The sequence below is a fragment of the Devosia salina genome (assembly GCF_019504385.1).
Taxonomy (GTDB): domain Bacteria; phylum Pseudomonadota; class Alphaproteobacteria; order Rhizobiales; family Devosiaceae; genus Devosia; species Devosia salina.
This window is the reverse complement of the sequence record NZ_CP080590.1, coordinates 1022521-1047301: the sequence shown is the minus strand read 5'-3', so window position 1 is coordinate 1047301 and position 24781 is coordinate 1022521. Positions and strand designations below refer to the sequence as shown.

The window sequence follows — 24781 nt, the reverse complement described above, 5'->3', positions numbered from 1 at the left end:
CCCGCCTATTTCTGCGGGATGACTTCTCTATCATAGACCATGGTCTGGAACCGCGACGGTATGGTGACACCAGTCCCATTGCCCGCTCCTGTACCCGACATGCAGAAGTCGCCGCGATTGGCCCGGTCCACCCAGGGCCGCAGGCGCCGCAGGTTCTCGTCAACGCCCATGGATTGCTCATGCGGCGTTTCGACCAGCAGATGGTCGAGCGCGTAGGCGTAGCTGTCATAACGATAATTGAGCGCCCGCACGAACCAGTCGATATGCCATTGGTTCTCGGTGCGGCGGGCCGCAACATTGTCGGCCACGCTCTGTTCTATGCCGCCAAGTTCGGCCAGCGCGATGCGGCGTTGCCGATCGACCGCTTCGACCGCGCAGATCGACTGGAACGTCGTCGGCAGCGTGTCGAGATCGGCCAGGATATGCCGTCCGACCGTGTTGTAGCGGGTGGGGGACGACTGATACTGCGTGGTCCGCAGCCAGGTGTAGTAGCGCTCTGGCGTATAGCGGAAGTCGCGCGCCGGCCCGATCCGTGTGCGCTGCAACTCCACTGATCCATCGAACAGCCAGTCCCGGCTGTGGGCGGCGATCAGGAAGCGCCAGGTGCGGTCATGCATCTCGCGTTCCTGGTCGGTCTGATTGAGATTGCTGACCGGTTCCTTGCGATTGGTCGCAATCAGCTTTCCGGCATAGGGCATGACCGTGTCATGCAGCACGCTGGGCTGGGCTCGACCGAAATCACCCACGGGACGCGCGACGCATCCGGCGGCCAGCATCGCCACGGCAGCAAGAAGCAAGGGCCGGACCAGGCGGCCGGCAGAACTAGACACGCTTGCGCTTGCGCCGCGTGTCGCTGTGATTTTTTGGTGGCGGCGGCGTCCCGCGTTCATAACGCACCCCGGTAAATATCAGGATCTGGGCGTCGCCGGGGACTTGCGTCCCAGCACTGGCGGATTTCTTCCGCCCCTCGAACTTCAGCAGCTTTCCCAAGCCAGCCTCCTCTATGCGCCGCTCCCCCGTCCCTAATGGGGGCAGCGAGTTCAGTTAACTTCGTCCCGGCGCGACGCCCCTCGCGCTGTCTGCCATTAAGAGATCGTCAAGGTTAACAGTCTGCTAACGAATTGACGGCAAGAGTCGGTCTCGCATCAAATTCGATGCAAAAAACGAGTCGATGGTTCCGCCGGAAATGCTTGGATTTCAGCCCTACGAGACCTTTCAGCTGCTGATCGAAACGGGTGGTGTAGATCGCACCAACACCCTCCTGATCGCGGCCTGCGACGCCTATGCGCGACGCGGCAAGCCGACTGTTCCCGAAATGGAACAGTTCGAGACGCTGGCGGCCCGGCTGTTCCCCACTGCCGGCCCGCAGGCGCGGGCCAAGGGCGCCGCCATACTGGGCCGCGCCGAAGTGCTGTCGCCGGCGCTGGAACGCCTGGTCGTCGACAATATCGGTGAAGACCTCATCCCCTTCCTCGAAGGGGCTGCCGAATTGTCCGACCAGACCATGCTCGACATCATTGCCCGTTACGACGTGCCTGCCAGCGCCACGCTGGCCAGCCGTTCCGACCTTTCCAATGTCGTCCTGGCCAAGCTCTTCCAGATGAACTCGCGCAAGGTTTATCGCGCGCTGGCAGCCAATGGGCACATTACCCCGCGCGGCGCCTATCTCAGCGCGCTGGCCCGCTCGGCCCAGATGGACCATCTCGTCGCCGAGGCGCTCGGTCGCCGTGACGATTTCGACGCGGCTCTCCTGGCCCCCGCCTTTTTCGACCTGTCCGACGCCCACCGCGTCAAGGTCATCCAGGCCTTTGCCAATCGCACCACCCCGACGGCGCCCATCTCGCGCACCATCGAGCAGCTGTCGGTCGCCAGCGGCGAACTCACCAAGGCGCTGATGAAGCTCTTCTCGGAGAACCGCCGCCCCGAGGTCACCCGGCTGCTGGCCCAGATTACGGGGCTCGACGAAGTTCGCTGCGGGCAGATCGCTCACGACGTGACCGGCGCCTCGCTCTTTGTCATCCTGCGTGCCTTTGGCGCCACCGCCTATGACGGGCTCAAGGTGTTGATCCATGCCACCAGCCATGACAGCGAGCGCTCCCGTGCCCTGGCCGATTTCGCCACCCTGTTCGGCGCCGTATCGTCCGAATCCATGGCCTATCTGATGAGTGCCTGGCGCGGCGAGGTGAACCTGCTCGAGCTTTCCAAGCCGCAGCACCAGCCCTTTACCCAGCCGAGCAAGCGCACCGCCGCCATCGGCCCCGCCCACAATCCGGTGGTCGAGCAGGCCATCGAAGCCCTCGCCAAGATCGGTGTCCGCCGCGCCGGGTGACCGATCGGTGATGTCCCAGACAAAAGGCCCCCGAACCAGGTTCGGGGGCTTTTTCTATGGCCGATCGTCCTTGATCAGATCGATGTCGAGATCGTCGCCGCGCATGTCGATGCTCAGCACCCATAGGTCCGGATCGAAGTCGATCTCGCGGGCGATGCGCTCGCGCACCTTGTCTGGCTCCACGCGCGCAAAGCGACGCTGGAACACCGGCCCGACTTCGTCGCCCCGGCTGACGACCGGCGCCGGCGTATAGAGCGAGCGCGTGCCGTCGAGATGATCGACCTCGATGAATACCTGCCCCGCTATGGGGTCGCCGCGGCGCGCCACGACGCACATATTGCCCATGTCATTGTGGCGCCGCACGAAGGCCATGCACCACAAATCGCTGCGCAGGCTCGCCACGTCAGATCGTAGCGCCGGCCTTGACCAGCAGTTCGACGAGGTCGGGCTGCACCTGCCCGGTCATCTTGTAGCGATGGAAATTCTCGAATTCGCGGATCGCCCGCGACGTTTCGGGACCCGGCTTGCCATCGATCGGCCCCCGGAAGAAACCAAGACTGGCAAGGCCCGTCTGGATCTGCGCCACCAGCGCGGCGTCGGTGGCCGGTGGCACGCTGGCGGGAACAGCGGCGCTCGCAGCGCTGGCCAGTTGCACGGCTTGCGGCGGCTGCGCGGCCACAGCGGGCTGGACCGGCGCCGGCATGGGCTGGGTCTGCGCCGTCAGGGAGGGCAGCGAGGCGCCGGGCACTGGTGGGCTGGACGAGGCCGGCGCCGTGCCGCGCGATCCGTCCACCGCTGCAATGATCGAGTCGATCGTATTGGCGGCCGACTGCGCCACGTCGTCAAAGACCTGCTCGGCCGGCGACAGCTCGGGCAGCCGCGCCACCACCCGGTCCTGCTGGACCGGTTGCGGCTGCGCTGCGACCGGGGCCGATGCGGCCACGGCCACCTGCTGGACGGGCTGAGCCTGAACGACCGGCGCGGGGGCAGCGGCCGCCTGGGGCTGCTGGGCGACAGGCGTTGTGGTGCGGCCGGCTGCGTCAGAGCCCAGAATGGCTTCGATGACGGCGGGGTCATTGGCCCCGGTCGGCGTCATGCCATTGCGCATCTCGAAGGCGCGGATCGCTTCGGCTGTCTTGGGGCCGTAATAGCCATCCACCTTGCCGGAAAACAGCTGCAGTTCGAGCAGCTTCTTCTGCACCGCGAACATCTGCGCATTTCCCACCGGCGCATCGGGCACCACTGGCGCTGCGGGGGCGGCAACGCTGCCCGTGGTTTCGGCGCTGCTCACGGGCGCTGCGGGGACTTCGGGCAAGGTCCTAACGGCGGCCGGCTCCGTCGCGGGACGCTCCACCACCGGGGTCGGTAGCGCGGCGACATGGTCGCGCGGGGCGACAAAGAAGGGCGAGGGATGTTCGGCGGTCTGGAAGAACAGCGCATTGCTGCCGGCGAGCGCCGTCATGGTCACCATGGCCAAGAGGCCCGTGGACGCCAGGGGCGCGCGCATATAGCGCGAAAAGGTCCAAAGCCCCGCACGGCCGAGGCTGCCGAGCAGGGCGCTGCCGGCCATCAGCGGCAGCTGGGTGAGGGTCGAAGCCGTCATTGCGCTTTTCTTTTTTCGTTTGGCCATGAAACCGGGGCTGCGGGAGCGGGCTCGCGATAGAGGGGCAGAATGTCGGCAGTTTCGCCCGGTTTGGTTGCCGGACCGTTTATGGGCAGCAAAACGGTGATGGTTGTCCCCGCCCCGATCTCCGACATGGCGCGCAGCGTGCCGCCATGGAGCTCGACCAGCCCCTTGACGATCGACAGCCCCAGTCCCGTCCCTTCATATTTGCGGCTCAGCCCGTCCTGGACCTGGAAGAAGGGTTCACCGATTCGCGCCATGGCCGCAGGCGCCATGCCGATGCCGCGGTCGCGCACCGAGAAATTGATCGACTGTCCCTGCCGCTTGACGCTGGCCGTCACGACGCCGCCATCATGGCTGAACTTGATGGCATTGGAGAGCAGGTTGATCATGATCTGCCGGCAAACGCGCTCATCGGCCGTCATGACCGGCAAGTCGGGCTCGATCTCCGGCACCAGCCGGATGTCGCGCTCCTGCGCCAGCGAATCGACCATGGAGAGGCATGCCGGCACGATCTGCGCGGGATCCATGGATTCGGCCTGGATTTCAAACTTGCCTGCCTCGATGCGGGACATGTCGAGCAGCATGCCCACCACTTCGAGCAGGTGCTTGCCGCTCTGCTGGATAAGGCCAGCATATTCCTTGTGCGTTGGCGAGAGCTCGCCGCCGATGCCGCTGGTCATCATTTCCGAAAAGCCCACCACGGCATTGAGCGGCGTGCGCAACTCATGCCCGATCGTGGCAAGGAAACGCGACTTGGCGTTGGACGCATCCTCGGCGACCCGGCGCGCCTCGGCCATGGCCGCCTCGGCGTCCTTGCGGGCGGAAATGTCGCGCACCAGGGCAATCACCTCGTGGCGCGGGCCGCGGGCCTCGTCCTCGACGATGGGCGAGAGCTGCATTTCGACCCAGACGAAGCTGGGGACGTTGCTGCCGGCGCGGGGATCGTCCTGGCGCAGGCGCACCTCGATAGTACGGCTGCGCCCATCCTCGGCAGCGTCGGCAAATGCGGTGAGGAAAGCCGGCCGGTCCATGACGTGCAGCCGATCGCTCAGCTTGGCCCCGGCAATCTGGTAGCGGGGGCAGCCGAACAGGGCTTCGGAGGAGCGCGATGCCAGTAGAATCGCGCCTTCGGGCGAGAAGCGGAGCACGGCGTCCTGCACATGTTCGATCAGGTGCCGATAGGCGCTGATCTGGGCCTTGTCGTGCACCTCATAGGCGGCATTGATGCGGTGGGCGCTGTGGGCGACGACGGCGAAGGCCATGATGAAGCCCAGCGCCGAACTGGCCAGCAGGAAGGGCTCTGCGACCGGCGTTGCCGGCAGGCCCAGGAGCGAGGCGACCAGTCCGAGCAGTGACACGGGAACCAGGGCCAGCCAGCTCAGCCGGCGCAGCACTGTGCGTGCGACAAGGGCGGCCAGGACCGGGCCCTGAACCGCGACAGCCAGGCCGGCATCGCCCAGGCGCGGATCGGCCAGGGTGAGCACCATGCCCACGGCCATCAGCGTTGCCACCTGGGTGGCGACGGCAAACTCGACCAGGCCGCGCTGGTGCATGGCAAGGCTTACCAGCCCGCCCGCCAGGATCAGCGATGCGAGAAGGAAAGGCAGCGGCGCTCCGACCAGAAGGGCGTAGATCGCCGGAAACATGCTGAGGCCTGCGGCGGCAACCAGGATGCGCGCGTTGTTGGCGATGGTCTTGCGACGGAGCATTTCGGGCCGGTTGCCGACCCCTGCCCCGGCAGGATCACCCGCCTTGCTGGCTCCGAAAAGCTTGAAGCTACGCATCCACAAATTACTCACTCACGACGCCTGTTGTGTCCGGCCCGCATGGCCCGGATCGCGGCCCTTCCCCGAGCCGCCTTGCCCGAATGGGTTCGGGTCTTTGTTGATGTCAGCCTCGACCCGCAACCGCTAAGACGAGCTTAAGTCGGGGCGCCCAGGCACCCGCTTCCGGGCTCCCGGGAGCCGGTTTTGGGAGTTAGCGTAAACAAGGGGTTGCCTGGCTTGCGGATGGCGATGGCATTTGTCTCAAATTTTATCGACTTGTCCCAGCCGCGCTTAATCCGGGGCGCCTAGCGTCATCTCATCGGACGGGATGGTCCCGCCGCGATGGACTTGAAATGATGTTTCTCCTGCGCTCGGCATTCTGGCTCACCCTCGCATTCCTGGTCATCCGGCCGGGCATGGGAGAAGATGTGAGCAATGGCGCCGGCCAGCTCTCCAGGGACGCAATGGCCCGCGGCAGTCAGTTCGTCGCCGAGCAGATCGAGGCCATCGAATGCAGTGATATTCAATGCTTCGGCGGCAAGGCGCTCGCCACCGCGGCATTGCAGGCTACCCCGCTCGCCGGTGCACCCATGCATGGCTCTCCGGCGAATCTCCCGGTTCCGCTGCCCAGACCTCGGCCGGACCGGGCGGGATAGAAGGCGCCTGCCCCGGCGCCGACAACGTTACCCCAGGGGTCGTGTCACTTCCCCAAGCGACGCTACTCCATAGGCCCCTGGCCCCTGCCGCAGATGCGCTGCCCCGCATCTGCGGCTTTTCTTTTTCGCGGCACCCGGGACACTGGCAAAGCCGCGGCACATCCCCTAGATAGGGCACATGACACAGCCGCAGGCCTTTCAGGACATCGCCGAGAACCTCTCTTTCCTTGATGACTGGGAGGACCGCTACCGCTATCTGATCGAACTGGGCCAGGCTTTGCCCAAGCTCGACGAGGCCGAGCGCAATCCGGCAAACAAGGTCAATGGGTGCGTATCCCAGGTCTGGCTGGTCGCCGAACCCCAGGCGGTCGATGGTGCGCCGGGGCTGCGCTTCCGCGGCGAAAGCGACGCCATGATCGTGCAGGGGCTGGTGGCTGTCCTGCTGGCGCTCTACTCCGACCGCCCGGCCCGCGATATTTCCGAGACCGATGCGATCGCCCTGTTCGATGAACTGGGCCTGCGCGAACATCTGACGACGCAGCGCTCGAACGGGCTGGTGGCCATGGTCAACCGCATTCGCAACGAAGCGCGTGCCGCGCTCGCCTAGAGCGTTTTCAGTGACAGCGCGAAAGCTGAGAGCGTAGCGCTAGGCAAACCGTCTCAGCCGCACCAGCAGCGGCTTTTCCACCACGGTATAGACCATCCATCCCAGCACCAGGCCTCCGGCAATCGCCAGGGCGATGGCTCCGCCGACCACCAGGCCATTCTCCGGTTCCAGCAGCTTGAGAAGCACGCCTGCGACGGCGGCCACCGCGAAGATGTGCACCAGGTAAATCGAGTAGGACGCATCGCCCAGCAGCTCGAGGAGCCTGAAGCGCGGCAGACGGTCTTCCAGTCCCACGAACAGGGCGATTGCGGCGCAGGCAAAGGCGAGGAAGCCCAGGAACGCCGTCTCGTCCTCCATGATCCCGCGATCCACCCAGAAGCCTTCGACGAGGCCAGCGAGGCCGATGGCCACCAGCGGGGCAATCATCGCCCTTGGCATGCGGACGAGGCGCCCCTCGACATGGGCCAGCCCCAGCCAGGCGCCAGCCACGAAGGCCAGGGGCATGTAGCTGGTATAGAAAGCGGGAATGGCGCTTTCCGGGTGGAGGATCAGTCCGACCAGGCTCAAAAGGGAATAGGCTACCGTCAGCACGAGAACGCGCTGCCGCCCGTTCAGCACCGCCAGCAGCGCGAAGCTGACATAGAAGAACATCTCGTAGTTGAGCGTCCATCCAAGCTTGTAGAGCGGATGCAGGCCGTGGCTGGCGGGATTGTAGAATGGGATAAAGGCCAGCGAGAGCAGCAATTGCTGGCCGTCAAAGACCGTGGTCTTGAAGATGTCGGGCAGGACCAGGGCCAGCAATGCCGCCATGAAGGTAAAAGCCCAATAGAGCGGAACCACCCGCAGAACCCGGCGCCGGATGAAGCTGCCGGCCTCGAACCGCCCCTGTCCCGTCACAGCGACCATGATGAAACCGGAGACCACGAAAAACAGGATCACGCCAAGCCATCCCAGCCGACCATAGGCAAGCGATTGTTCGGCCAATGGATAGAGCAATGCGTGCGAAGCCAGGACCAGAATGGCGGCACAGGCTCTGAGGGACTGAATACCGGTGATCTTGCTTGACATTTGATCGGGGCGCTCGGGATTTACCTATCCATATCACCACTCCGCACCGACCAAACATTACCAACGAAGACATCGTTAATTTGGCCCGCTCAGAACATCGGCACGCGCTCGGGCAACCAGTTCCGCGTCGGCCCCCGGTCCGGTCCGATGGCCTCCTCGCCCAGGCCCAGTGCGGTCGCCGCCTGCTCCAGCCCGATGCGCAGGACGAGCTTTGCGCTGCGGCGCGGCCAGTTGCGCGTCTGCTCGATATCCTGCAGGCCCCGGTCGTAAAGGCAGACATCGGTCAGCACGCCCCAGCAATCCGCCGGCAGCCGGCGTGCCAGGATGGCGAGCCGTTTGCGCGCGTCGGCGGCGCTGTCCGCCAGGTCACCCTGCATGGGCGGCCCGTTCCGGCCCACCCGCCCGGGGTCGTATGACATGGTCACCCGCTGGCGCAGGCTGGCCCGGTCGAACAGTCGCATCAGCCGGCCAGCAGCTTCCAGATGGTGGGGCGACAGGAAGTCGTGGTCCCGCCCGCCACTGCCGAGACGGAGCACGGCATCCGGCAGAGGCAACGGGCGCTGCTGCGCATCTTCCGCCATCTTCAATGCGCCTCGCCCTGAACCTGCTGTTCGAGGACCGAAACCTCGGCATCGAAGGCCGGATCGTCGCGCATGTCTTCGATCAGCCCGCAGGCATAAGAGACTGTTGTCCTATCTCGCCCAAAAGCAGCACCAACGGCCGAGAGGCTTTCCCCCAGCATGACATGGGCCAGGTACATCGCCAGTTGGCGCGACCGGGCGATGCCGAGCCGGCCACGAGCTGTGCTCAAAATCAGGGTGACCGGCACCTCGCAATGCTCGGACACCAGGCTCACGACGCGTTCGACCGCCGTGTGTTCGCGGAAGATTGGAGACGGAAATTGGGCCCGGCTGGCGGCCTGTCGTTCAGCGTGCATGATGCTCTCCACTCAAGATAGGATGATATTCCTATCATTGACCGAACACCAGCCACCCGGGGATAAGTCTGTTTCGTTTTCGCTGCTTCACCGCCTGATCGGCTCTGCTGCCGCCTTCCGACAATCCGGGGAGACGACCGCAAAAGAAAATGGCCGCCTCGTAGGGCGGCCATTTTGACGACGCTTGGGATGGGGTGGACGCTCAGTCGGTCTTGCGACCGAGGCCATTGTCCTTGGCGAGCTTGGAGCGGGTCGCCGAATAGCTCGGGGCAACCATCGGATAGTCGGCCGGAAGGCCCCACTTCTCGCGATATTCCTCGGGCGAAAGGTTGTAATGGGTCCGCAGGTGGCGCTTGAGCGACTTGAACTTCTTTCCGTCTTCCAGACAGATGATGTAGTCGTTGGCCACGGACTTGCGGACCGGGACGGCCGGCTTGAGTTCCTCGACCGGAGCCGGTGTCTCATTGGCCTGGAGGGCGCGCAGCGCGCCGTGCACTTCGGCGATCAACTTGGGCAGGTCGCCCGGGCTGACGGCATTGTGACTGACATAGGCGGATACGATCTCCGTGCTGAGTTCGATCAGATCGGCCTCAACAGTTGCGAACGCGCCGGTATCGTCGTTCATTTTTCAACCTTCCGTTTTTTTTATTGGGCAGCAACAAGGGCAGCCGCTGCCTTGTTGCTCTATTATGACTGTTTATTATGCCACGCAACCCCGTAGAGTCCCCGTAACATACAAATGAGCGCCAACTATGAAGCGGAATTTTGTTCTTTGTTTGGGGCCAGTTCATCAATCATAGTTTCTTTGCACGGTTTGTAGCCGGACAAATAACTGGCTCTGGCAAGGAGATGGGCTGAAACAGGCGTGGTCAGCCACAGGAAGACCATGCCAATAATGGCGCGCAGGGAGACTGCGGCATCTTGGCTCAGAACAGCCACCGCCAGCAGAATCAATCCGCCCCCGACTGCCCCGGCCTTGGAGGCGGCGTGCATGCGCGTGTAAAGATCGGGCAGCCGGACGACGCCCACGGCCGCCAGCAGGGTGAAGACCGCTCCCACCAGCAACAGCACGCCGCCGATATAGAGCTCCAGTCCGCTCAGCATGGTCAGCGCTCCTCAGTCACGATGTCGTTGCGCGAGCCCCGCAGCAGAACGTACCGGGCCAGGGCAACGGTTGCCAGGAACCCCAGCAGCGCCAGGGCGATGGCGATATCGAGATAGAGCCACAGGCCCGTTCGCACGGCGATCGCACCGACAAAGCCCATGGCCACCACCGTCAGCAGGTCCAGGGCGAGCACGCGGTCGGACAAGGTCGGGCCGATGACGATCCGCACCAGCGAGACGAGCAGGGCCAAGCCCAGCAGCACGAGCGAGATCAATGTCGCCCATTCAATGAAGATCGCGGCCGTCATTCGAACACCTCACTGACCTTCTTCTCGAATCCACTGGCGATGTCGGCAATCATTGCTTTTCGATCGTCCATGTGGAGAGCGTGAACATAGAGCACGGACTTGTCAGCCGAGACATCGACGCTCAGCGTGCCCGGCGTCAGGGTGATCATATTGGCCAGGAGCGTGATCTCGGCGTCGGATTTCACCGTGAGAGGGAAGGCGATGATCGCCGGCCGCACGGCTTTGGATATGTCGGGGCGCACCACCACGATCGCCACACGCACCGCGCTGACCATCAGTTCGTAAACGAACAGCAGGGTCAGCGACACAACGCGCCGCACCCGCCGCAGGGTCCTCGGGCTCGCCAGGGCCTCGCGCAGGACGAGAACGGCAACACCGCCGATCAGCCCGCCGAACACCAGGTTGAGCCCGGTAAAATTGCCGGAAATGCCGGCCCAGATCAGCGCCAGTATGACGACGAGGAAAGCCGTGTTCATGGTGCGTCTCCTGCAAGGCCGGTCGCGGCCACATAGCGCGCCGGGTCGGCAATGTCGGCGGCCCCGATGCTGATCTGGTCCATCAGCGGCCCGGGCCAGAGGCCGACCACCACGATACCCGCGACCAGCAGCGCGGTCGCGCCGAAGGCCAGGCGGCCACGGCCATCGAAGGCCACCAGAGTGGCCGCCGCATGTTCGCCGCCCTGCCCCTCGGGCCCGGCACGCCAGAACATATGCGCCCAGAGCCGCGTGCCCGCGATCAGGGTGAGCACCGCATTGATCATCAGCGCCAGCACCATGGCCGTGCCCACCCAGCCGGGCGTCGATCCGGTCACGCCCTGCGCCAGGCCCGCATCGAGCAAGAGCAGTTTGGGCCAGAAGCCGAGAAAGGGCGGCACGCCCGCCGCGGCTAGGACCAGCACGAGGAAGAGGATCGAGATCGGCGCGCTGGCCGCATAGAGCCCGCCCATCTGCCTTGTATCGGTCGCCCCGGTGCGCTTCTCGATCAGGCCGGCGACCATGTAGAGCGCCGTCATGGTCAGGATGGCGTGGAAGATATAGAGCCCCGAGCCGGCGATGCCGTTGAGCGAGGGCATGGCCAGCCCCGCGACCACCGCGCCGATGCCGCCGATGACCACAAAGCCGATGGCGCGGCGCAGATTGGTCTCGGCGATGGCCCCAAGCGGGGCAATGAGCAAGGTGGCAATGGCGACCAGCGCCAGGGCCGGCTCCAGCAGCTCACGGCTGGCCGGCAGCACCGCCACCAGCGCCCGCAGCATGGCATAGGCACCGACCTTGGTCAGCAGGCCCGCGAACAGCGCCGACACGGCCGCGGCCGGGGTGTGATAGGAGGCCGGCAGCCACGCATTGACGGGAAAAGCCGCCGCCTTCATGCCGAAGGCCAGCATCAGCAGGGCTGCCACCCCTGCCATGGCCGCGGGATTGGCGGCGGGCGCCACGCGCATGATGTCCGACATGTTGAGCGTGCCCAGGAGGCCGTAGAGCAGGCCCAGCGCCAGCAGAAAGAAGGTGGTGGCCAGGAAATTGAGGAAGCCGTATTTGACCGCCCCGTCGAGCTGCATCGGCCGGTTGCCCTGCACGATCAGGCCAAACGAGGCGATCAGCATGACCTCGAACCACACATAGAGGTTGAAGAGGTCGCCCGTCAGGAAAGCCCCCGTCACCCCGGCGAGCAGCAGCAGCACCATGGAATGGAAGGCGTCACGCCCGTCCGCCTCGGCACGGTCGATCTCGGCATAGAGCAGCACGATCAGCGTCACCACTGCCGCCGCCAGCGCAAAGCTGGCGCCGAACAGGTCCGCGGTCAGGCTGATGCCGAAGGGCGGCAGCCACTTGCCCATGGTCATGCTGACCGGGCCGTTGGCCACGATTTCGAGGAGCAGCGCGATCTCGCAGGCGATGATGCCGGCCACCACGATCAGCGCCCCGATCAGCGGCGTGCCATTGCTGCGACGGAACATCAGGAGCCCCGCGGCTCCCATCAGCGCCAGCGCCACGGGCAGCACGATCACCCAATCGCTTGCGGGGGTGAGGATGTCGAGCATGCCCATCGGCACTTCGCTTGCGGGGGTCGGTGAGGCCATGGGTCAGTAACTCAGTGGCGGGCTTGGCGAGCGTTCGGGCTCGGCCAGGCGCATGGTATCGGTATTGTCGGCATCCAGGCTCTGATAGGCGCGAAAGGCCAGCACGAGCAGGAAGGCAAACATGGAAAAGCCAATGACGATCGCCGTCAGGATCAACGCCTGCGGCAAGGGATTGGCGATCGGCCCGTCGGGCGCATCGAGCCCGTCGGGGACGATGGGCGCGATGGCCTGGGTGACCCGGCCGGCCGTGAAGATCAACAAATTCACCCCATTGCCGAAGATCGTCATGCCGATCAGCATGCGGATCACCGATCGCGACAGCAGCAGATAGGTGCCGATGGTGATGAACAGGCCCACCAGGGCCGCCAGCACATAATCCATCAGAGATCCTCCTCGCGGTCGCTCTCGAGCGACAGGGCAATGGCCGACAGGGTGCCGAAGACCACGCAATAGACGCCGATGTCGAAGAACATCGGCGTCGACAGCGGCAGCTCGGTATTGCCGAAATCGAGATAGAGCCAGATGCTGGTCATGAAGGGCGATCCGGTGAACAGGCTGAGCAGCCCGGACAGGCCCGCCAGCACCACGCCAAAACCGGCAATGGCCATGGGATCGATATGCAGCGCGCGCCGCACCGCGCGCACGCCGACCGCCATGCCGAACACGGCAATGGAGGCCGCCGCAATCAGCCCGCCGATAAAGCCGCCACCCGGTTCATTATGGCCGCGCAGGCAGACATAGACCGAGAACACCAGCATGACGGCAACGATCAGCGGCGCCAGGGTGCGAAAGATGACCGTGTTCATGGGGTGACCTTTCCAGGCTTGCGTGCCCGCTTCGGTTTGTCCGTCGCCGGCGGCGGTCCTTCCATGGTCTTCTTCTGGCGGCGCAGCAGCGCCAGAATGGCCATGCCGGCGCCCATCACCACCGCAATCTCACCCAGCGTATCAAAGCCGCGATAGTCCACGAGGATCACGTTGACGATATTGTGCCCGTGGGCGATCGGCACGCTGGTGGCGGTGAAGAAGTCCGACAGCCGCGTGTTCAGCGTGCCGTTGAGCACCAGCATGAGCAACAGGCTCACGCCCAGGCCGCACACTGCCGCCAGCGCGCCATCGCGCGACCAGTCCTCGAAGGGACGGTGGTCGCGCTGGTCGAGCCGCAGCCGCGTCATCACGAAGGTCAGGATAACCACCGAGAGGATTTCCACCATGAGCTGGGTAAAGGCCAGGTCCGGCGCCCCGAAGAGCAGGAAGATCAGGGCCACTGCCGTCCCCTGAACGCCGAGCGACAGGATGGCGATCAGTCGCGAGGACGCCACCAGGACGGCGGCAAGGCCGAGCACGGCCAGGCCCAGAATCCCCCATTCGTAGATTTCGAGCGATGGCGGCACGAGCCGCTGGCTCCAGTCACCCAGTTCGGCCGCCGGCACGATCCAGTCGAGCCCGCCCCAGGCCAGCATCGGGCCGAACAGGGCAAGGGCCATCGCCGCGAAAACCACGACGAGATAGAATTCGAGCTGCCCGTGATGCAGGAACCGCGTCACCGCGCCGGCAAACCGGATCAGCGAGAACATGACCGCGTCAAAAACCGTATCGGCGGTCCAGCCCAGCGCATTGTCGAAGCGGCGCAGCACCGTGCGAATGGTGTCCGCCTGGCGATAGACCAAAATGCCCAGGCCCCAGGTCAGGGCCGACAGCCACAGCAATGGCGAGGTAACGTCCAGCGCCAGCGTCAGGTGGCTTTCGACCGCCTGCCCGAGAATGGCCGAAGCCCCCGGAACCAGCACGTCATGCCCCAGCCAGTCGGGCAGGATGCCGGTGACGATGCCCGCCGCACCCAAAACGATCGGACCCGCCAGCATGGCGATGGGCGCCTCATGCGGGCTCTTGGGCGTCGGCACGGCCTCGCCCAGGAAGGGCCGGATCATCACCAGCATGGCGACACCGGCCAGCATGGCATTGCCCAGCACCAGCACGGCCAGCACCAGAATGGCGGTCCATTGGCCGCTCATCAGCCCGAGATACATTTCCTCCTTGGCGAAATAGCCGATGGTCAGCGGCAGGCCGATCATCGAGAGCGCCGCAAGGGCTGCACCGATGAAGGTCACCGGCATCTTGTCCGCAAGCCCCCTCAGGGCGGTAATCTCGCGCGTCCCCGCTTCATGGTCGATGGCGCCTGCCACCATGAACAGGCCGGCCTTGTAGAAGGCATGGGCAACGAAATAGACCACCATCCCCGAGATGGCGTAGGGGCTGCCCAGCCCGATCAGCAGCACCAGCAGGCCCAGCGAGGCGATGGTGGTCTGGGCCAGGATCTGCTTGAGGTCGGTCTGCTTGAGCGAACCGAGCGCGCCCCAGATCAGGGTTACCCCGCCGAAGATGACCAGCACATTGGTCCAGACATCGGTCCCACCCAGCACCGGCGTCATGCGGGCCAAGAGATAGACGCCTGCCTGCACCATGGTGGCCGAATGCAGGAAGGCCGAAACCGGGGTCGGCGCTTCCATCGCATTGGGCAGCCAGAAATGCAGCGGAAACTGAGCCGACTTGGTGAAGGCCGCGCCCAGAAAGCAGATGAGCACCAGCAGATAGAGCCCGTTGTCGCGCAGCACGTCGCCCATGCCACGCAGCGCGCTCATCTCCCAGGTGCCCGTCAGCTGGTGCACCAGGATCGCACCGGCGAGCAGGAACATGCCACCGATATTGGTGATCACCAGCGCCTGGATGGCGCCGCGCCGGGCCGCCTGCCGCGCATGGTCGAAACCGATCAGCAGGAACGAGGTAACCGAGGTCAGCTCCCAGAACAGGAACAGCGAAAGCAGGCTGTCGGCCAGCACAAGGCCCAGCATGGCGCCCATAAAGGCCAGCATGAAGCCCAGGAACCGTCCCTGATGGGGGTGTCCGGCCAGATAGGCGCCGGAATAGAGAATGATCAGCGTGCCGACGCCCGAAATGGTCAGCGCGAAGATCAGGCTCAGCCCGTCGATGTGAAAGGACAGGTTCAGCCCATAGGCGGCGACCCATTCGAGCGCGCTGGAAACGGCGTGGCCATGAATGACGGGGTCGGCAAAGCCGAGCAGGAACACGAAGATACTGGCGGGTACGATCGCCAGGATCCATCCGGCAAAGGCGCCGGCAAAACGGTGGATGAACGGCGCCAGCATGGCGGCCACGAAAGGCGCAACGGCGACAAGCCCTATGCCTGCATCAAGGGTCGGCCCCAATGCTGCCACTCCTCTCTCGCCTTTTGGCGATTCAAATGGAATTTGGCCTGCGACCTTACCGATTGGGGTCCCCGGGACAAGCACAATCGGACCGGGTGCGACCATAGGGCCATGCGTTTTCAACCATTTCCGGGGCTGGCAATGCCGCGCCGGGCGGCCTATGTCCTCTCTCAGCTTCCCTGGGCGGCCCGTTCTGCCCATCCTGCGGAGAGATCATGACCAAGACTATTCCGCCGAGTGCCCGGCGCGTTTCCCATAATCACACCCATCACAATGTCACCCGCGAGGACCCCTATGCCTGGCTTCGGGCGGACAATTGGCAGGAGGTGATGCAGAAGCCCGAGACGCTCGATCCGGAGATCCGCGCCTATCTCGAGGCGGAAAACGACTATTACGAAGCCGAGTTCGGCAAGCCGACCGCTGAACTGCAGGACCGGATCTACAAGGAAATCCGCGGCCGCATCAAGGAGGACGACAGCGGCGTCCCGTCCCCGGATGGCGAATGGGCCTACAACACCCGCATGCTGGAGGGGAAGCAGTACCCGCTGATCGTCCGCACGCCGCGCGAAGGCGGTGCAGAAAGCATTCTGCTCGACTGCAATGTCGAAGCCGGCGAGGGCTATTTCGGCTTTGCCGGTGCCAGCCACGACCCGTCGCACCGCACGCTGGCCTGGGCCGCCGACCGCGCCGGCTCGGAATATTACGACATCGTGCTGCGTGACCTCGAAACCGGCAAGGACAGGGACGAGGTGATCCGCAACACGGCGGGCTCCTATGTCTGGTCCAATGACAGCCGCGCGCTCTATTACACCGAATATGACGACAACCACCGACCCTATCGCATCCGCCGCCACGATATCGGCACCGAACAGGCGAGCGATCCGATCATCTATGAGGAAAAGGACCCCGGCTTCTTCGTGGGCGTCGGCAAGACGCTGTCGGACAAGTTCATCATCATCGATGCGCATGACCACCAGACCAGCGAAGTCCGGCTGATCGACGCCGAAAAGGGTGGCGAGCCGCGCCTTGTGGCCCCACGCCTGATAGACCGCGAATATGAGGTCGATGAGCGCGATGGCGTCCTTTATATCCGCACCAATGCCGATGGGGCCGAGGACTACAAGATCGTTACTGCCCCGGTTCACACCCCGGCGGCCGAGAACTGGACGGACCTCGTCCCGCATCGCGAGGGCGTGCTGATCCTCGATGTCGCCTTGCTCAAGAACCACATGCTGCGTCTCGAGCGTGAGGATGGCCTGCCGCGCATCGTCGCCCGCGACCTGCGGACCGGCAAGGAAGAAACCGTCAGGTTCGACGAGGAGGCCTATTCGCTCGGCATGTCGACCGGCTACGAGTTCGACACGACGGTGTTCCGCCTCACCTATTCCTCGCCCACAACGCCCAGCCAGGTGTTCGATGTCGATCTCGAAACCGGCAAGCGTACCCTGCTCAAGACCCAGGAAGTGCCCTCGGGACACAATCCGGCCGACTATGAAACCAGGCGCCTGTTTGCAACCGCGCCCGATGGCGAGCAGGTGCCGGTGACCCTGCTCTACCGCAAGGGAACCGCGCGCGACGGCTCCAACCCTGCCCTCCTCTACGGCTATGGCGCCTATGGCATGTCGATGCCCGCATCCTTCTCGGTCTCGGTGCTCTCGCTGGTGGATCGCGGCTTCGTCTATGCCATCGCCCATATCCGCGGCGGCATGGAAAAGGGCTATCGCTGGTACCGCCATGGCCGGCGCGAGCACAAGCCCAACAGCTTCTCCGACTTCATCGCCGCAGCCGAGATGCTCATCGCCGAGGGTTACACGAAGAAGGGCCGGATCATCGCCCAGGGCGGTTCGGCCGGTGGCATGCTGATGGGCGCCATCGCCAATCTTCGGCCCGACCTCTGGGGCGGCGTCATCGCACAGGTGCCGTTCGTGGACGTGCTCAACACCATGCTCGACGACACCCTGCCGCTCACCCCGCCCGAATGGCCCGAATGGGGCAATCCCATCACCTCGCCCGAGGATTACCACCGCATCGCGGCCTATGCGCCCTATGAGGCGGTTTCGGCCCAGGCCTATCCGCCCATCTTCGCACTGGCCGGGCTGACCGATCCACGCGTCACCTATTGGGAGCCCGCCAAATGGGTTGCCAAGCTTCGGGCAACCAAGAGCGGCGACGCGCCATTGTATCTCAAGACCAATATGGGGGCGGGCCATGCCGGGGCGTCCGGCCGCTTTGACCGCCTCAAGGAAACCGCCCAGTGCTATGCCTTTGCAATAAAGTCAGCAGGATTGGACGGTTAGTTCCTTCACCGTCATTGTTGCGACAGACCCAAAAGCCTATAAACGCCAACGAATAGCCGGTTCCCGCCAGCGTCAAACCTTTCCAAGAACGGAGGCTACCATGACCACCAAGTTCACCCTGCCGCCCCTGCCCTATGCCTATGATGCGCTGGGCCCCTACATGTCGGCCGAAACGCTCGAATATCACCATGACAAGCACCACCAGGCCTATGTCACCAATGGCGAAAAGCTTTTGGAAGGCTCGGGCCTGGAAGTGCTGCCGCTCGAGGACATCGTCAAGGAGAGCTATGGCAAGAATGCCGGCCTCTTCAACAATGCCGGCCAGCACTACAACCATGTCCATTTCTGGAACTGGATGAAGCCCAATGGCGGCGGCAACAAGCTGCCGGGCAAGCTGGCGGCCAAGATCGACGAGGATCTGGGCGGCTTCGACAAGTTCCGCACCGACTTCATCGCCGCCGGCACCACCCAGTTCGGTTCGGGCTGGGCCTGGCTGAGCTTCGACCACAAGGCGGGCAAGCTCTCGGTCACCAAGACCCCCAATGGCGAATCGCCGCTGGTCCATGGCGGCATTCCGCTGCTCGGCGTCGATGTGTGGGAGCACTCCTATTACATCGATTATCGCAATGCCCGCCCGAAATATCTCGAAGCCTGGTTCGACAATCTGGTGAACTGGGAGCATGTCGAAAAGCTCTATGAGGAAGCCACCGCCTGATCGCGGCGCACGGCCTCTCCTGCCCATCGAACCCGCCGGCCCCTGGCCCGGCGGGTTTTGTTTTTCCGCAGCCGATTTCGCCGAACCGGAACCGCACCCTTCATTCCCCCGTTGAGGCATGTTAACGAAGCCTTAACGATAAGAGGGGCCGTCGTGACCGTTCCAGGCAAAACCATCGCCATTCTGGCCGCAAATCCGGCCCTGAGCGCCGTGCTGACCATGGTGCTGGCGAGCGACTCGCGCCTGCGCGTCCGTCCTTTCGACAGCGAAGCCGAGCTCTTTGCCTATATGCGCATCGCCCCGCTCGACATGCTGGTGGTCGATTTCGACCGCGAGGGCCGTCCGGCCTATGAAATGGTCGAGGCCATTCGCCTTGATCCCAGCTTCGTGTCCCGCGAATTGCCGGTCATTGCGCTCACCCGCGCGATCACCCCGCCGATGCGCCAGCAGGCGATCAGCGCCGGCATCGACGAAGTGGTGGTCAAGCCGATGTCGCCGCGCCATCTGCTGCAGCGGGTGCAGGCGCGCCTGCTCAACCGCAGCGTCATCGGCGCCCTGGGCTTCGGCTATCGCGGCCCCGAGCGCCGCAACCGCGTGCCCGCCCGCACCACCGAGCCGCATCCGGCCCGCCGCTATACCGACAATGTCGTGCCGCTCTTCCCCGACCGCCGCGCCAAGCGCCCAGATCTCGGCCCCCTGGCCTGACCCCTCACCTGTCGACCCGGTACGTCTGCCCGGCGCGCCCTACCGCTTCTGCTCGCTGACCCAGACGACCTTGTTCCACAAATCCTCGACCGAGTCGGCGAACTGGATGTTGCGGTCGTGATGCGACACCGAGGCGGCCAGCACATCGGCGGCAAACCCCCTGACAACCTCGAAGGCGCGGTGACGATTGAGCATCACCACGGGCCGCACATTGCCCGCCGCCCAGGCGCCGAAGAGCGCGGATATCGAGGCCAGCGAGCCGGGCAGCGCCACGAAGGCGACACTGGAGCGGGCGAGAAACGCCAGGCGCTCGGCCTGGTCGGGCAGCACGGTGATCGGCACGCCGGTCAGCGCCTGCGGTAGCACGATGCTGGCATCGGCGACGATCTCCACCGTGCCCCCGGCCGTCCGGGCCGCGGTGATCAGGGGCACCGGCAAGACCGCGTTCTCGGCCAGGCACAGCATGCGCGCGCCCTTGCGCGCAAACACGCGCCCCACTTCGCCCATCAGGCTGGCGCGTTCCGGGTCGCCGGGCCCCCTGTCCGAGGCAAAAATGGCGACGGTCAGCGGCGATTGCATGGACCCGACCATCAGCGCCGCCGCCCCGTCAGCCCACCCAGAATGCCGCGTACCAGTTCGCGCCCCAGCGTATTGGCTACGGTTCGCGCGAAGGAGTTCATCGCGGCCTCGGTTGGCGATTGGCGCGTGCTGCGACGTGGCGCGGCTGCCTTTTCGGCCCGCGCCCTTTCCTTGGCCAATGCCTCGGCTTCTTCGCGCCGCTGCGCCTCATATTCGGTCCGCTCGTCGGCGAGCTGCTTGTCCCGCGCCCTCCTGTGCAGCACCTCGAAGGCGGATTCGCGGTCGAGCACCGTGTCATAGAGCCCGCCAACCGGCGAATTGGCCAGCGTCGCGTCGCGCTCGGCCGGGGAGATCGGCCCCACCTGCGCCGAGGGCGGGCGAATGAAGGTGCGCCCCACTATCGAGGGCACGCCCTTGTCCTCCAGCACCGACACCAGCGCCTCGCCGATGCCGAGCTGGGTGATCGCCTCCTCGGTCGAAAAGGCCGGATTGGGCCGGAATGTCTCGGCCGCGACGCGCACCGCCTTTTGCTCGCGCGGCGTATAGGCGCGCAGGGCGTGCTGGACCCGATTGGCGAGCTGGGCCAGCACGCTTTCGGGAATATCAACCGGGTTCTGGGTGACGAAATAGACGCCGACGCCCTTGGAGCGGATGAGCTTGACCACCTGCTCAACCTTGTCGATCAGCGCCTTGGGCGCGTCATCGAACAGAAGATGCGCCTCGTCGAAGAAGAAGACCAGTTTCGGCTTGTCCGGATCGCCCACCTCGGGCAGTTCCTCGAACAGTTCGGACAGCAGCCAGAGCAGGAACGTGGCGTAGAGCCGTGGCGCCTGCATCAGCTGGTCGGCGGCGAGGATCGACACATAGCCCTTGCCATCCGTGTCGGTGCGCATCAAATCGGCAATGCTGAGGGCCCGCTCCCCGAAGAAATTGTCCGCCCCCTGCTGTTCCAGCACCAGCAGCGCCCGCTGGATGGCGCCGATCGAGGCGGTGGTGACATTGCCGTAGCGGCCCGAGATTTCCCGCGCCCGTTCCTGGATATCCACCAGCAGCGCCCGCAGGTCCTTGAGGTCGAGCAGCAGCAGGCCTTCCTCGTCGGCGACGCGGAAGGCGATATTGAGCACGCCTTCCTGGGTGTCGTTGAGATCAAGGATACGGCTCAGGAGCACCGGACCCATTTCGGAGATGGTGGCGCGGACCGGATGACCCTGCGCGCCGAACAGGTCCCAGAAGATCACCGGATAGACGTCATCCTGAAATTCGGTGAACCCGATTTCCTCGGCCCGTCTGGTCTGCCAGTCCTTGGCCTGGCCCATCCTGGACACGCCCGACAGGTCACCTTTGATGTCGGCGGCAAAGACCGGCACGCCCGCGGCGGAAAACCCCTCGGCAAGGACCTGCAGGCTGACCGTCTTGCCGGTACCGGTGGCGCCGGTAATCAACCCGTGACGGTTGGCATATTTGAGATTGAGATATTCCGGCCGGTCGCTCACGCCCAAAAAGATCTTGCCGTCCACGAGCATGCCGCATCACCTGTTGGTCCGTTGTTGCCTCCGCTTATAGCCGTCGCGGCGCGCCGCGAACAAGCCAAAGCGGTCGGCAATCACCGGAATGGCCAACCTATCCTGCAGGCCGGACCGAACGGCGGGCCTTCACCATGGCGGCCAGCAGAGCGCCGATTTCATAGGGCTTTCGCACCACCGGCACATGCGCCATGGTGTCGGGAAGCATCCCGCCTTCGCCATAGCCGGTGGCAAAGATGAAGGGGATGGCGAGCCCAAGCATTTTCTCTGCCACAGGCAAGGAGGTCTCCGATCCGAGATTGACGTCGAGGACGGCAATATCGGGCGGACTGGTCTCGATGCGGCGCAGGGCCTCGCCCATGGTGTTGACTGCCGTCACCTTTTCAAAGCCCCGATCGGCGAACATGGCTTCCACATCCATGGCGATCAGCATCTGGTCTTCCAGCAGCAGCACGTCGAGATCGGCCGGCAGCAATTCCCGCCCGCCCGGCGTAACCGGCGCATCCTGGCCAACTGGCGAGGGGGTCGCGCCGCCCCGCAAGTGTCGCCCGGGCAGCGTGAAGCGCCCCACCAGGCCATCTGGCGCATAGTCAATGACGCTGGTGCCGCCCAGTTCGAATGGAATGCTTCGGTCCAGCAGCGCCGTGCCAAAGCCGGTCCGGTTTGGTGGCGTCACCTCGGGGCCGCCCCTTTCCACCCATTCCAGCCTGCAACTGCCGTCAGGCTCCATCTGCCATCGCACCTCAAGCCGCCCACCAGCGCAGGACAATGCGCCATATTTGGCGGCATTGGTCGCCAGTTCGTGGGTCACCAGCGCCATCACCGAGAACGCCCTTGCATCCAGCCAGGCGTCCGGCCCTCCGAGGAAAACAGTGTTATTGGCTGACCGATAAGGGCTGAGTTCGGCCTGCAAGAGGTCGGAAAGCCGCCCCCCGCCGTCGCCCCGGATCACCTGGTCATGCGCAATGGCAAGCGCCTGGATGCGCCCCTTTAGCGTCGCCACATAATCCTTGAGGCTGCGCCCGTCCTGCACGGGTTGCCCCACCAGCGACTTGATCACCGCCAGGATGTTCTTGACGCGGTGATTGAGTTCCTCGTTGAGCATGCGCTGGCGCACATCGGCCTTGGCGCGCTCGTCAGCCATCAATTCGTTGTGGCGCAGCAGCACCTCGACGATAGAGGCGCGCATCGCCTCGGCCACTTCCCGGTCGCTGTCGGACCAGGGTTCGGCCTGTCCATGCACGGTTTCCTTCCAGATGGCGAAGCTCTTGCGGGGCGTCAGCCGGTCGCCCAAGGGACCGGTCTCATAGGATTTTTCCGGATTTCCGGCCCAGTTGAGGGTCTGCAGCACTTCGCGCCGGAAAAAGAACAGATAGTCTCGCGGCAGTTGAGAGAGTGGAATGGCCAGCACACCTGCCGCATCGGCGGAAAAGCCGACAGCGGCCGGGTAAAGCGTCTGCAATGCATGGCTGGACCAAACCCGGTTATCCGCCAGCGCGCCCACCAGGTCTGCAATCTGCTCGATCTCGCCCTCAGGCGGGGTGCTGCCGAACGCCGTCCACTTGCCGTGCAAATACAGTCCGAACCCGTCATTGGGGATCAGTTTGCCCAGTTCTTGGACCTGTTCATGCAGCAGCTCGGATACGTCCCGGCCGCTTGCCAACTGGTGGACCCGTTCCAGATAGGCACGCGTCCTCGCGGTCGTGTCCAATTGGCGCCGCTGGCGCAGCGACCCCAGATGCAACGATAGGAAATCGCCGAACATCTCGGTGGCCACCCGCAAGGGCATGGGCAGCACCTTGGGCGCATAATGGTGGCAGGCGATCATGCCCCAAAGCTGGCCGTCGACGATGATCGACACCGACATCGATGCCGAGACCCCCATATTGCGCAGATATTCGCAATGGATCGGGGAGACGCTGCGCAGATGCGCCAGGCTCAGATCAAGTGGCTGGCCCGCTCCGTCCAGTTCCGGCACCAGCGCAACGGGGCGGAACCCGGCATCGGAAATGACGCGGATGGTGTTCTTGAGATAAAGCGCGCGCGCCTGCTGGGGAATGTCGCTGGCCGGGAAATACTGGCCGAGGAAACTTTCCAGCTCGGGGCGTCTGGCCTCGCTCACCACCTTGCCGGAACCGTCGGGTTCGAAGCGGTAGATCATCACCCGGTCATAGCCGAGCAGGCCGCGCACGATGCGTGCGGTCTGCCGGGTCAGGAGGTCGATGTCATCGAGACCGGAAATGCGCGAAATCATGGTGCGCGCCAATTGCAGCGGCTGGTCACGGACCGTGTCGTCATGCGGCTCGAACTCGACGATCACAGCGGAGAGATACCGGTGGATCGCAATGTCGAACCGACCGCCTCCGGGCATTTGCTGGTCGATGAGCAGTGCCGGCCGTTCCACTTCGCCCGAGGTGGCCAATGCGTTGCGCAGGCTGTGGGTCAAGGCTCCGCCCAGCACCAGTTCGAGCGTGGCGCCGTTGGGGTCGCCGTTGAGCCCCAGCATGTCGAGTGCATTGGCGGAATGGCGCTGCACCGTCGAGAGGCCGGGATCAAGCGCCAGCAGCGCGCCATGGGGCTGGATACTGCCCGGAATATGGATCGGTTCCCTGTCGCAATTGGTCAGGTCGACCGTCTGTTCAGTCGTCATGCGTGGCTGCTCTTGAAGGCAATCTCGGCCCGTTGGAAGGTGGATTGGCTGGCCGAAACCACCCGGTTCATGTCGATATCGGGTGCGGATTCCAGCACTTCGAGAAAGCTGCGCCAGTTGGCGAGCCCGTCGGCCTGAACCGACAGGTGCCGGGCGCCGTAGTCGCGCGTCAGGCCCAGTTCCAGTGCGCGGCCAAGCAGGATCTGCGCACCCAGTGTTGCCCCCTGGACCACATAGAACATGCCCAGCAGGTCCGCTGTGTCCGACAACCCATCGCTGGCTGTCACCGCAACCGGTTCCAGGCTCAGATCATCGAGATCCTGTTCGATCGATGCGGCCACGGCCGTGGGCCGCCAGCCCAGCAGCGCGGCCGGCCAGTCCATCTCCGCCCACCGCCTCTCAAGGGGCAAGCGGAACAGGCTCAGCGCCCTGAGATAGCGCCGATATCCTGCCATGTCTGAAAATTGTCCCACTGCGCCATCGACGGCCTGGTGCAACACTGCGGTGCTTTCGCGCAGCATCCAGCGCCTTGTCGTTTGCGGCATGGTCCATCCGGTTTGGCCGAGGCAAACAATGGAAATAGGCGCCTCGGCGTTCCCGCGAT

General features: G+C 64.6%; 26 protein-coding genes. 6 read left to right on the top strand and 20 right to left on the bottom strand.

The features are described 5' to 3' along the window. Positions 1–5: 5 nt before the first annotated feature. Positions 6–830, bottom strand: a complete 825-nt coding sequence (locus K1X15_RS04960; RefSeq protein ID WP_220306381.1) for a hypothetical protein — start codon at positions 828–830, stop codon at positions 6–8. Next, positions 823–990 carry a hypothetical protein gene (locus tag K1X15_RS04955; RefSeq protein WP_220306380.1) on the bottom strand — a complete coding sequence of 56 codons (168 nt, stop codon included), beginning with the start codon at positions 988–990 and terminating at the stop codon, positions 823–825. The genes K1X15_RS04960 and K1X15_RS04955 overlap by 8 nt, the downstream gene beginning before the upstream one ends. 196 nt (positions 991–1186) lie before the next feature. On the opposite strand from K1X15_RS04955, the gene K1X15_RS04950 reads away from it, so the two are divergent. Next, positions 1187–2329, top strand: coding sequence for a DUF2336 domain-containing protein (locus tag K1X15_RS04950; RefSeq protein WP_220306379.1), 1143 nt, complete (start codon positions 1187–1189; stop codon positions 2327–2329). A 54-nt stretch (positions 2330–2383) separates the two neighbouring features. Here K1X15_RS04950 and K1X15_RS04945 read toward each other — a convergent pair whose 3' ends face one another. Genes K1X15_RS04945 through K1X15_RS04935 form a run of 3 tightly spaced genes read right to left on the bottom strand, consistent with a single transcriptional unit; the run spans position 2384 to position 5740 of the window. Next, positions 2384–2731 carry a DUF1491 family protein gene (locus K1X15_RS04945; RefSeq protein ID WP_220306378.1) on the bottom strand — a complete coding sequence of 116 codons (348 nt, stop codon included), beginning with the start codon at positions 2729–2731 and terminating at the stop codon, positions 2384–2386. A gap of 1 nt (position 2732) precedes the next feature. After that, the gene (locus tag K1X15_RS04940) at positions 2733–3932 is read right to left on the bottom strand and encodes a peptidoglycan-binding domain-containing protein (RefSeq protein WP_220306377.1); all 1200 of its coding nucleotides are present in this window, start codon (positions 3930–3932) and stop codon (positions 2733–2735) included. After that, positions 3929–5740, bottom strand: coding sequence for a PAS domain-containing sensor histidine kinase (locus K1X15_RS04935; protein ID WP_220306376.1), 1812 nt, complete (start codon positions 5738–5740; stop codon positions 3929–3931). Before K1X15_RS04935 ends, K1X15_RS04940 begins: the two co-directional genes overlap by 4 nt. A gap of 335 nt (positions 5741–6075) precedes the next feature. On the opposite strand from K1X15_RS04935, the gene K1X15_RS04930 reads away from it, so the two are divergent. Both K1X15_RS04930 and K1X15_RS04925 read left to right on the top strand, forming a co-directional pair. Then, positions 6076–6378, top strand: coding sequence for a hypothetical protein (locus K1X15_RS04930; protein WP_220306374.1), 303 nt, complete (start codon positions 6076–6078; stop codon positions 6376–6378). A 178-nt stretch (positions 6379–6556) separates the two neighbouring features. Then, positions 6557–6985 (top strand): SufE family protein, encoded by a 429-nt coding sequence (locus K1X15_RS04925; RefSeq protein WP_220306373.1) that lies wholly within the window; start codon positions 6557–6559, stop codon positions 6983–6985. A gap of 39 nt (positions 6986–7024) precedes the next feature. Here the strand turns inward: K1X15_RS04925 and K1X15_RS04920 are convergent, their stop codons facing one another. From K1X15_RS04920 to K1X15_RS04870, 11 genes are all read right to left on the bottom strand, one after another. Further along, positions 7025–8053 carry an acyltransferase family protein gene (locus K1X15_RS04920; RefSeq protein WP_220306372.1) on the bottom strand — a complete coding sequence of 343 codons (1029 nt, stop codon included), beginning with the start codon at positions 8051–8053 and terminating at the stop codon, positions 7025–7027. A gap of 89 nt (positions 8054–8142) precedes the next feature. Continuing rightward, positions 8143–8607, bottom strand: coding sequence for a DUF6456 domain-containing protein (locus tag K1X15_RS04915; RefSeq protein WP_220306371.1), 465 nt, complete (start codon positions 8605–8607; stop codon positions 8143–8145). A 29-nt stretch (positions 8608–8636) separates the two neighbouring features. After that, a complete protein-coding gene (locus tag K1X15_RS04910; protein ID WP_220306369.1) occupies positions 8637–8990 on the bottom strand; it encodes a helix-turn-helix domain-containing protein in 354 nt (117 codons plus the stop codon). A gap of 202 nt (positions 8991–9192) precedes the next feature. Further along, positions 9193–9615 carry a Ros/MucR family transcriptional regulator gene (locus K1X15_RS04905; RefSeq protein WP_220306368.1) on the bottom strand — a complete coding sequence of 141 codons (423 nt, stop codon included), beginning with the start codon at positions 9613–9615 and terminating at the stop codon, positions 9193–9195. 125 nt (positions 9616–9740) lie between these two features. Then, entirely contained in the window at positions 9741–10094 is a 354-nt protein-coding gene (gene mnhG / locus K1X15_RS04900) for a monovalent cation/H(+) antiporter subunit G (RefSeq protein WP_220306367.1), read from the bottom strand. 2 nt (positions 10095–10096) lie between these two features. Beyond that, on the bottom strand, positions 10097–10402 hold the full coding sequence (locus K1X15_RS04895) for a cation:proton antiporter (RefSeq protein ID WP_220306365.1): 306 nt from the start codon (positions 10400–10402) through the stop codon (positions 10097–10099). Further along, the gene (locus K1X15_RS04890) at positions 10399–10878 is read right to left on the bottom strand and encodes a Na+/H+ antiporter subunit E (protein ID WP_220306364.1); all 480 of its coding nucleotides are present in this window, start codon (positions 10876–10878) and stop codon (positions 10399–10401) included. The genes K1X15_RS04895 and K1X15_RS04890 overlap by 4 nt, the downstream gene beginning before the upstream one ends. Next, entirely contained in the window at positions 10875–12482 is a 1608-nt protein-coding gene (locus K1X15_RS04885; protein WP_220306363.1) for a proton-conducting transporter transmembrane domain-containing protein, read from the bottom strand. The genes K1X15_RS04890 and K1X15_RS04885 overlap by 4 nt, the downstream gene beginning before the upstream one ends. A gap of 3 nt (positions 12483–12485) precedes the next feature. Further along, positions 12486–12863 carry a Na+/H+ antiporter subunit C gene (locus K1X15_RS04880; protein ID WP_220306362.1) on the bottom strand — a complete coding sequence of 126 codons (378 nt, stop codon included), beginning with the start codon at positions 12861–12863 and terminating at the stop codon, positions 12486–12488. After that, positions 12863–13288, bottom strand: coding sequence for a Na(+)/H(+) antiporter subunit B (locus K1X15_RS04875; protein ID WP_220306361.1), 426 nt, complete (start codon positions 13286–13288; stop codon positions 12863–12865). The genes K1X15_RS04880 and K1X15_RS04875 overlap by 1 nt, the downstream gene beginning before the upstream one ends. Further along, a complete protein-coding gene (locus K1X15_RS04870; RefSeq protein WP_276315309.1) occupies positions 13285–15708 on the bottom strand; it encodes a putative monovalent cation/H+ antiporter subunit A in 2424 nt (807 codons plus the stop codon). Before K1X15_RS04870 ends, K1X15_RS04875 begins: the two co-directional genes overlap by 4 nt. Before the next feature lie 215 nt (positions 15709–15923). Here K1X15_RS04870 and K1X15_RS04865 point away from each other — a divergent pair, with 215 nt between their 5' ends. The 3 genes from K1X15_RS04865 (at position 15924) to K1X15_RS04855 (ending at position 19425) form a co-directional block, all read left to right on the top strand. Further along, a complete protein-coding gene (locus tag K1X15_RS04865; RefSeq protein WP_220306358.1) occupies positions 15924–18005 on the top strand; it encodes a S9 family peptidase in 2082 nt (693 codons plus the stop codon). 100 nt (positions 18006–18105) lie between these two features. Further along, positions 18106–18720 carry a superoxide dismutase gene (locus K1X15_RS04860; RefSeq protein ID WP_220306357.1) on the top strand — a complete coding sequence of 205 codons (615 nt, stop codon included), beginning with the start codon at positions 18106–18108 and terminating at the stop codon, positions 18718–18720. Between the two features lie 153 nt (positions 18721–18873). Beyond that, a complete protein-coding gene (locus tag K1X15_RS04855) occupies positions 18874–19425 on the top strand; it encodes a response regulator (protein ID WP_220306356.1) in 552 nt (183 codons plus the stop codon). A 39-nt stretch (positions 19426–19464) separates the two neighbouring features. Here the strand turns inward: K1X15_RS04855 and K1X15_RS04850 are convergent, their stop codons facing one another. The 4 genes from K1X15_RS04850 to K1X15_RS04835 form a co-directional block, all read right to left on the bottom strand. After that, complete coding sequence (locus K1X15_RS04850; RefSeq protein ID WP_220306354.1) at positions 19465–20004, bottom strand: LOG family protein; 540 nt, start codon at positions 20002–20004, stop codon at positions 19465–19467. A gap of 11 nt (positions 20005–20015) precedes the next feature. Beyond that, positions 20016–21527, bottom strand: a complete 1512-nt coding sequence (locus K1X15_RS04845; RefSeq protein ID WP_220306353.1) for a helicase HerA-like domain-containing protein — start codon at positions 21525–21527, stop codon at positions 20016–20018. 97 nt (positions 21528–21624) lie between these two features. Beyond that, on the bottom strand, positions 21625–24177 hold the full coding sequence (locus K1X15_RS04840) for an HWE histidine kinase domain-containing protein (protein WP_220306352.1): 2553 nt from the start codon (positions 24175–24177) through the stop codon (positions 21625–21627). Beyond that, positions 24174–24722 carry a biliverdin-producing heme oxygenase gene (locus K1X15_RS04835; protein WP_220306351.1) on the bottom strand — a complete coding sequence of 183 codons (549 nt, stop codon included), beginning with the start codon at positions 24720–24722 and terminating at the stop codon, positions 24174–24176. Before K1X15_RS04835 ends, K1X15_RS04840 begins: the two co-directional genes overlap by 4 nt. Positions 24723–24781: the final 59 nt, after the last annotated feature.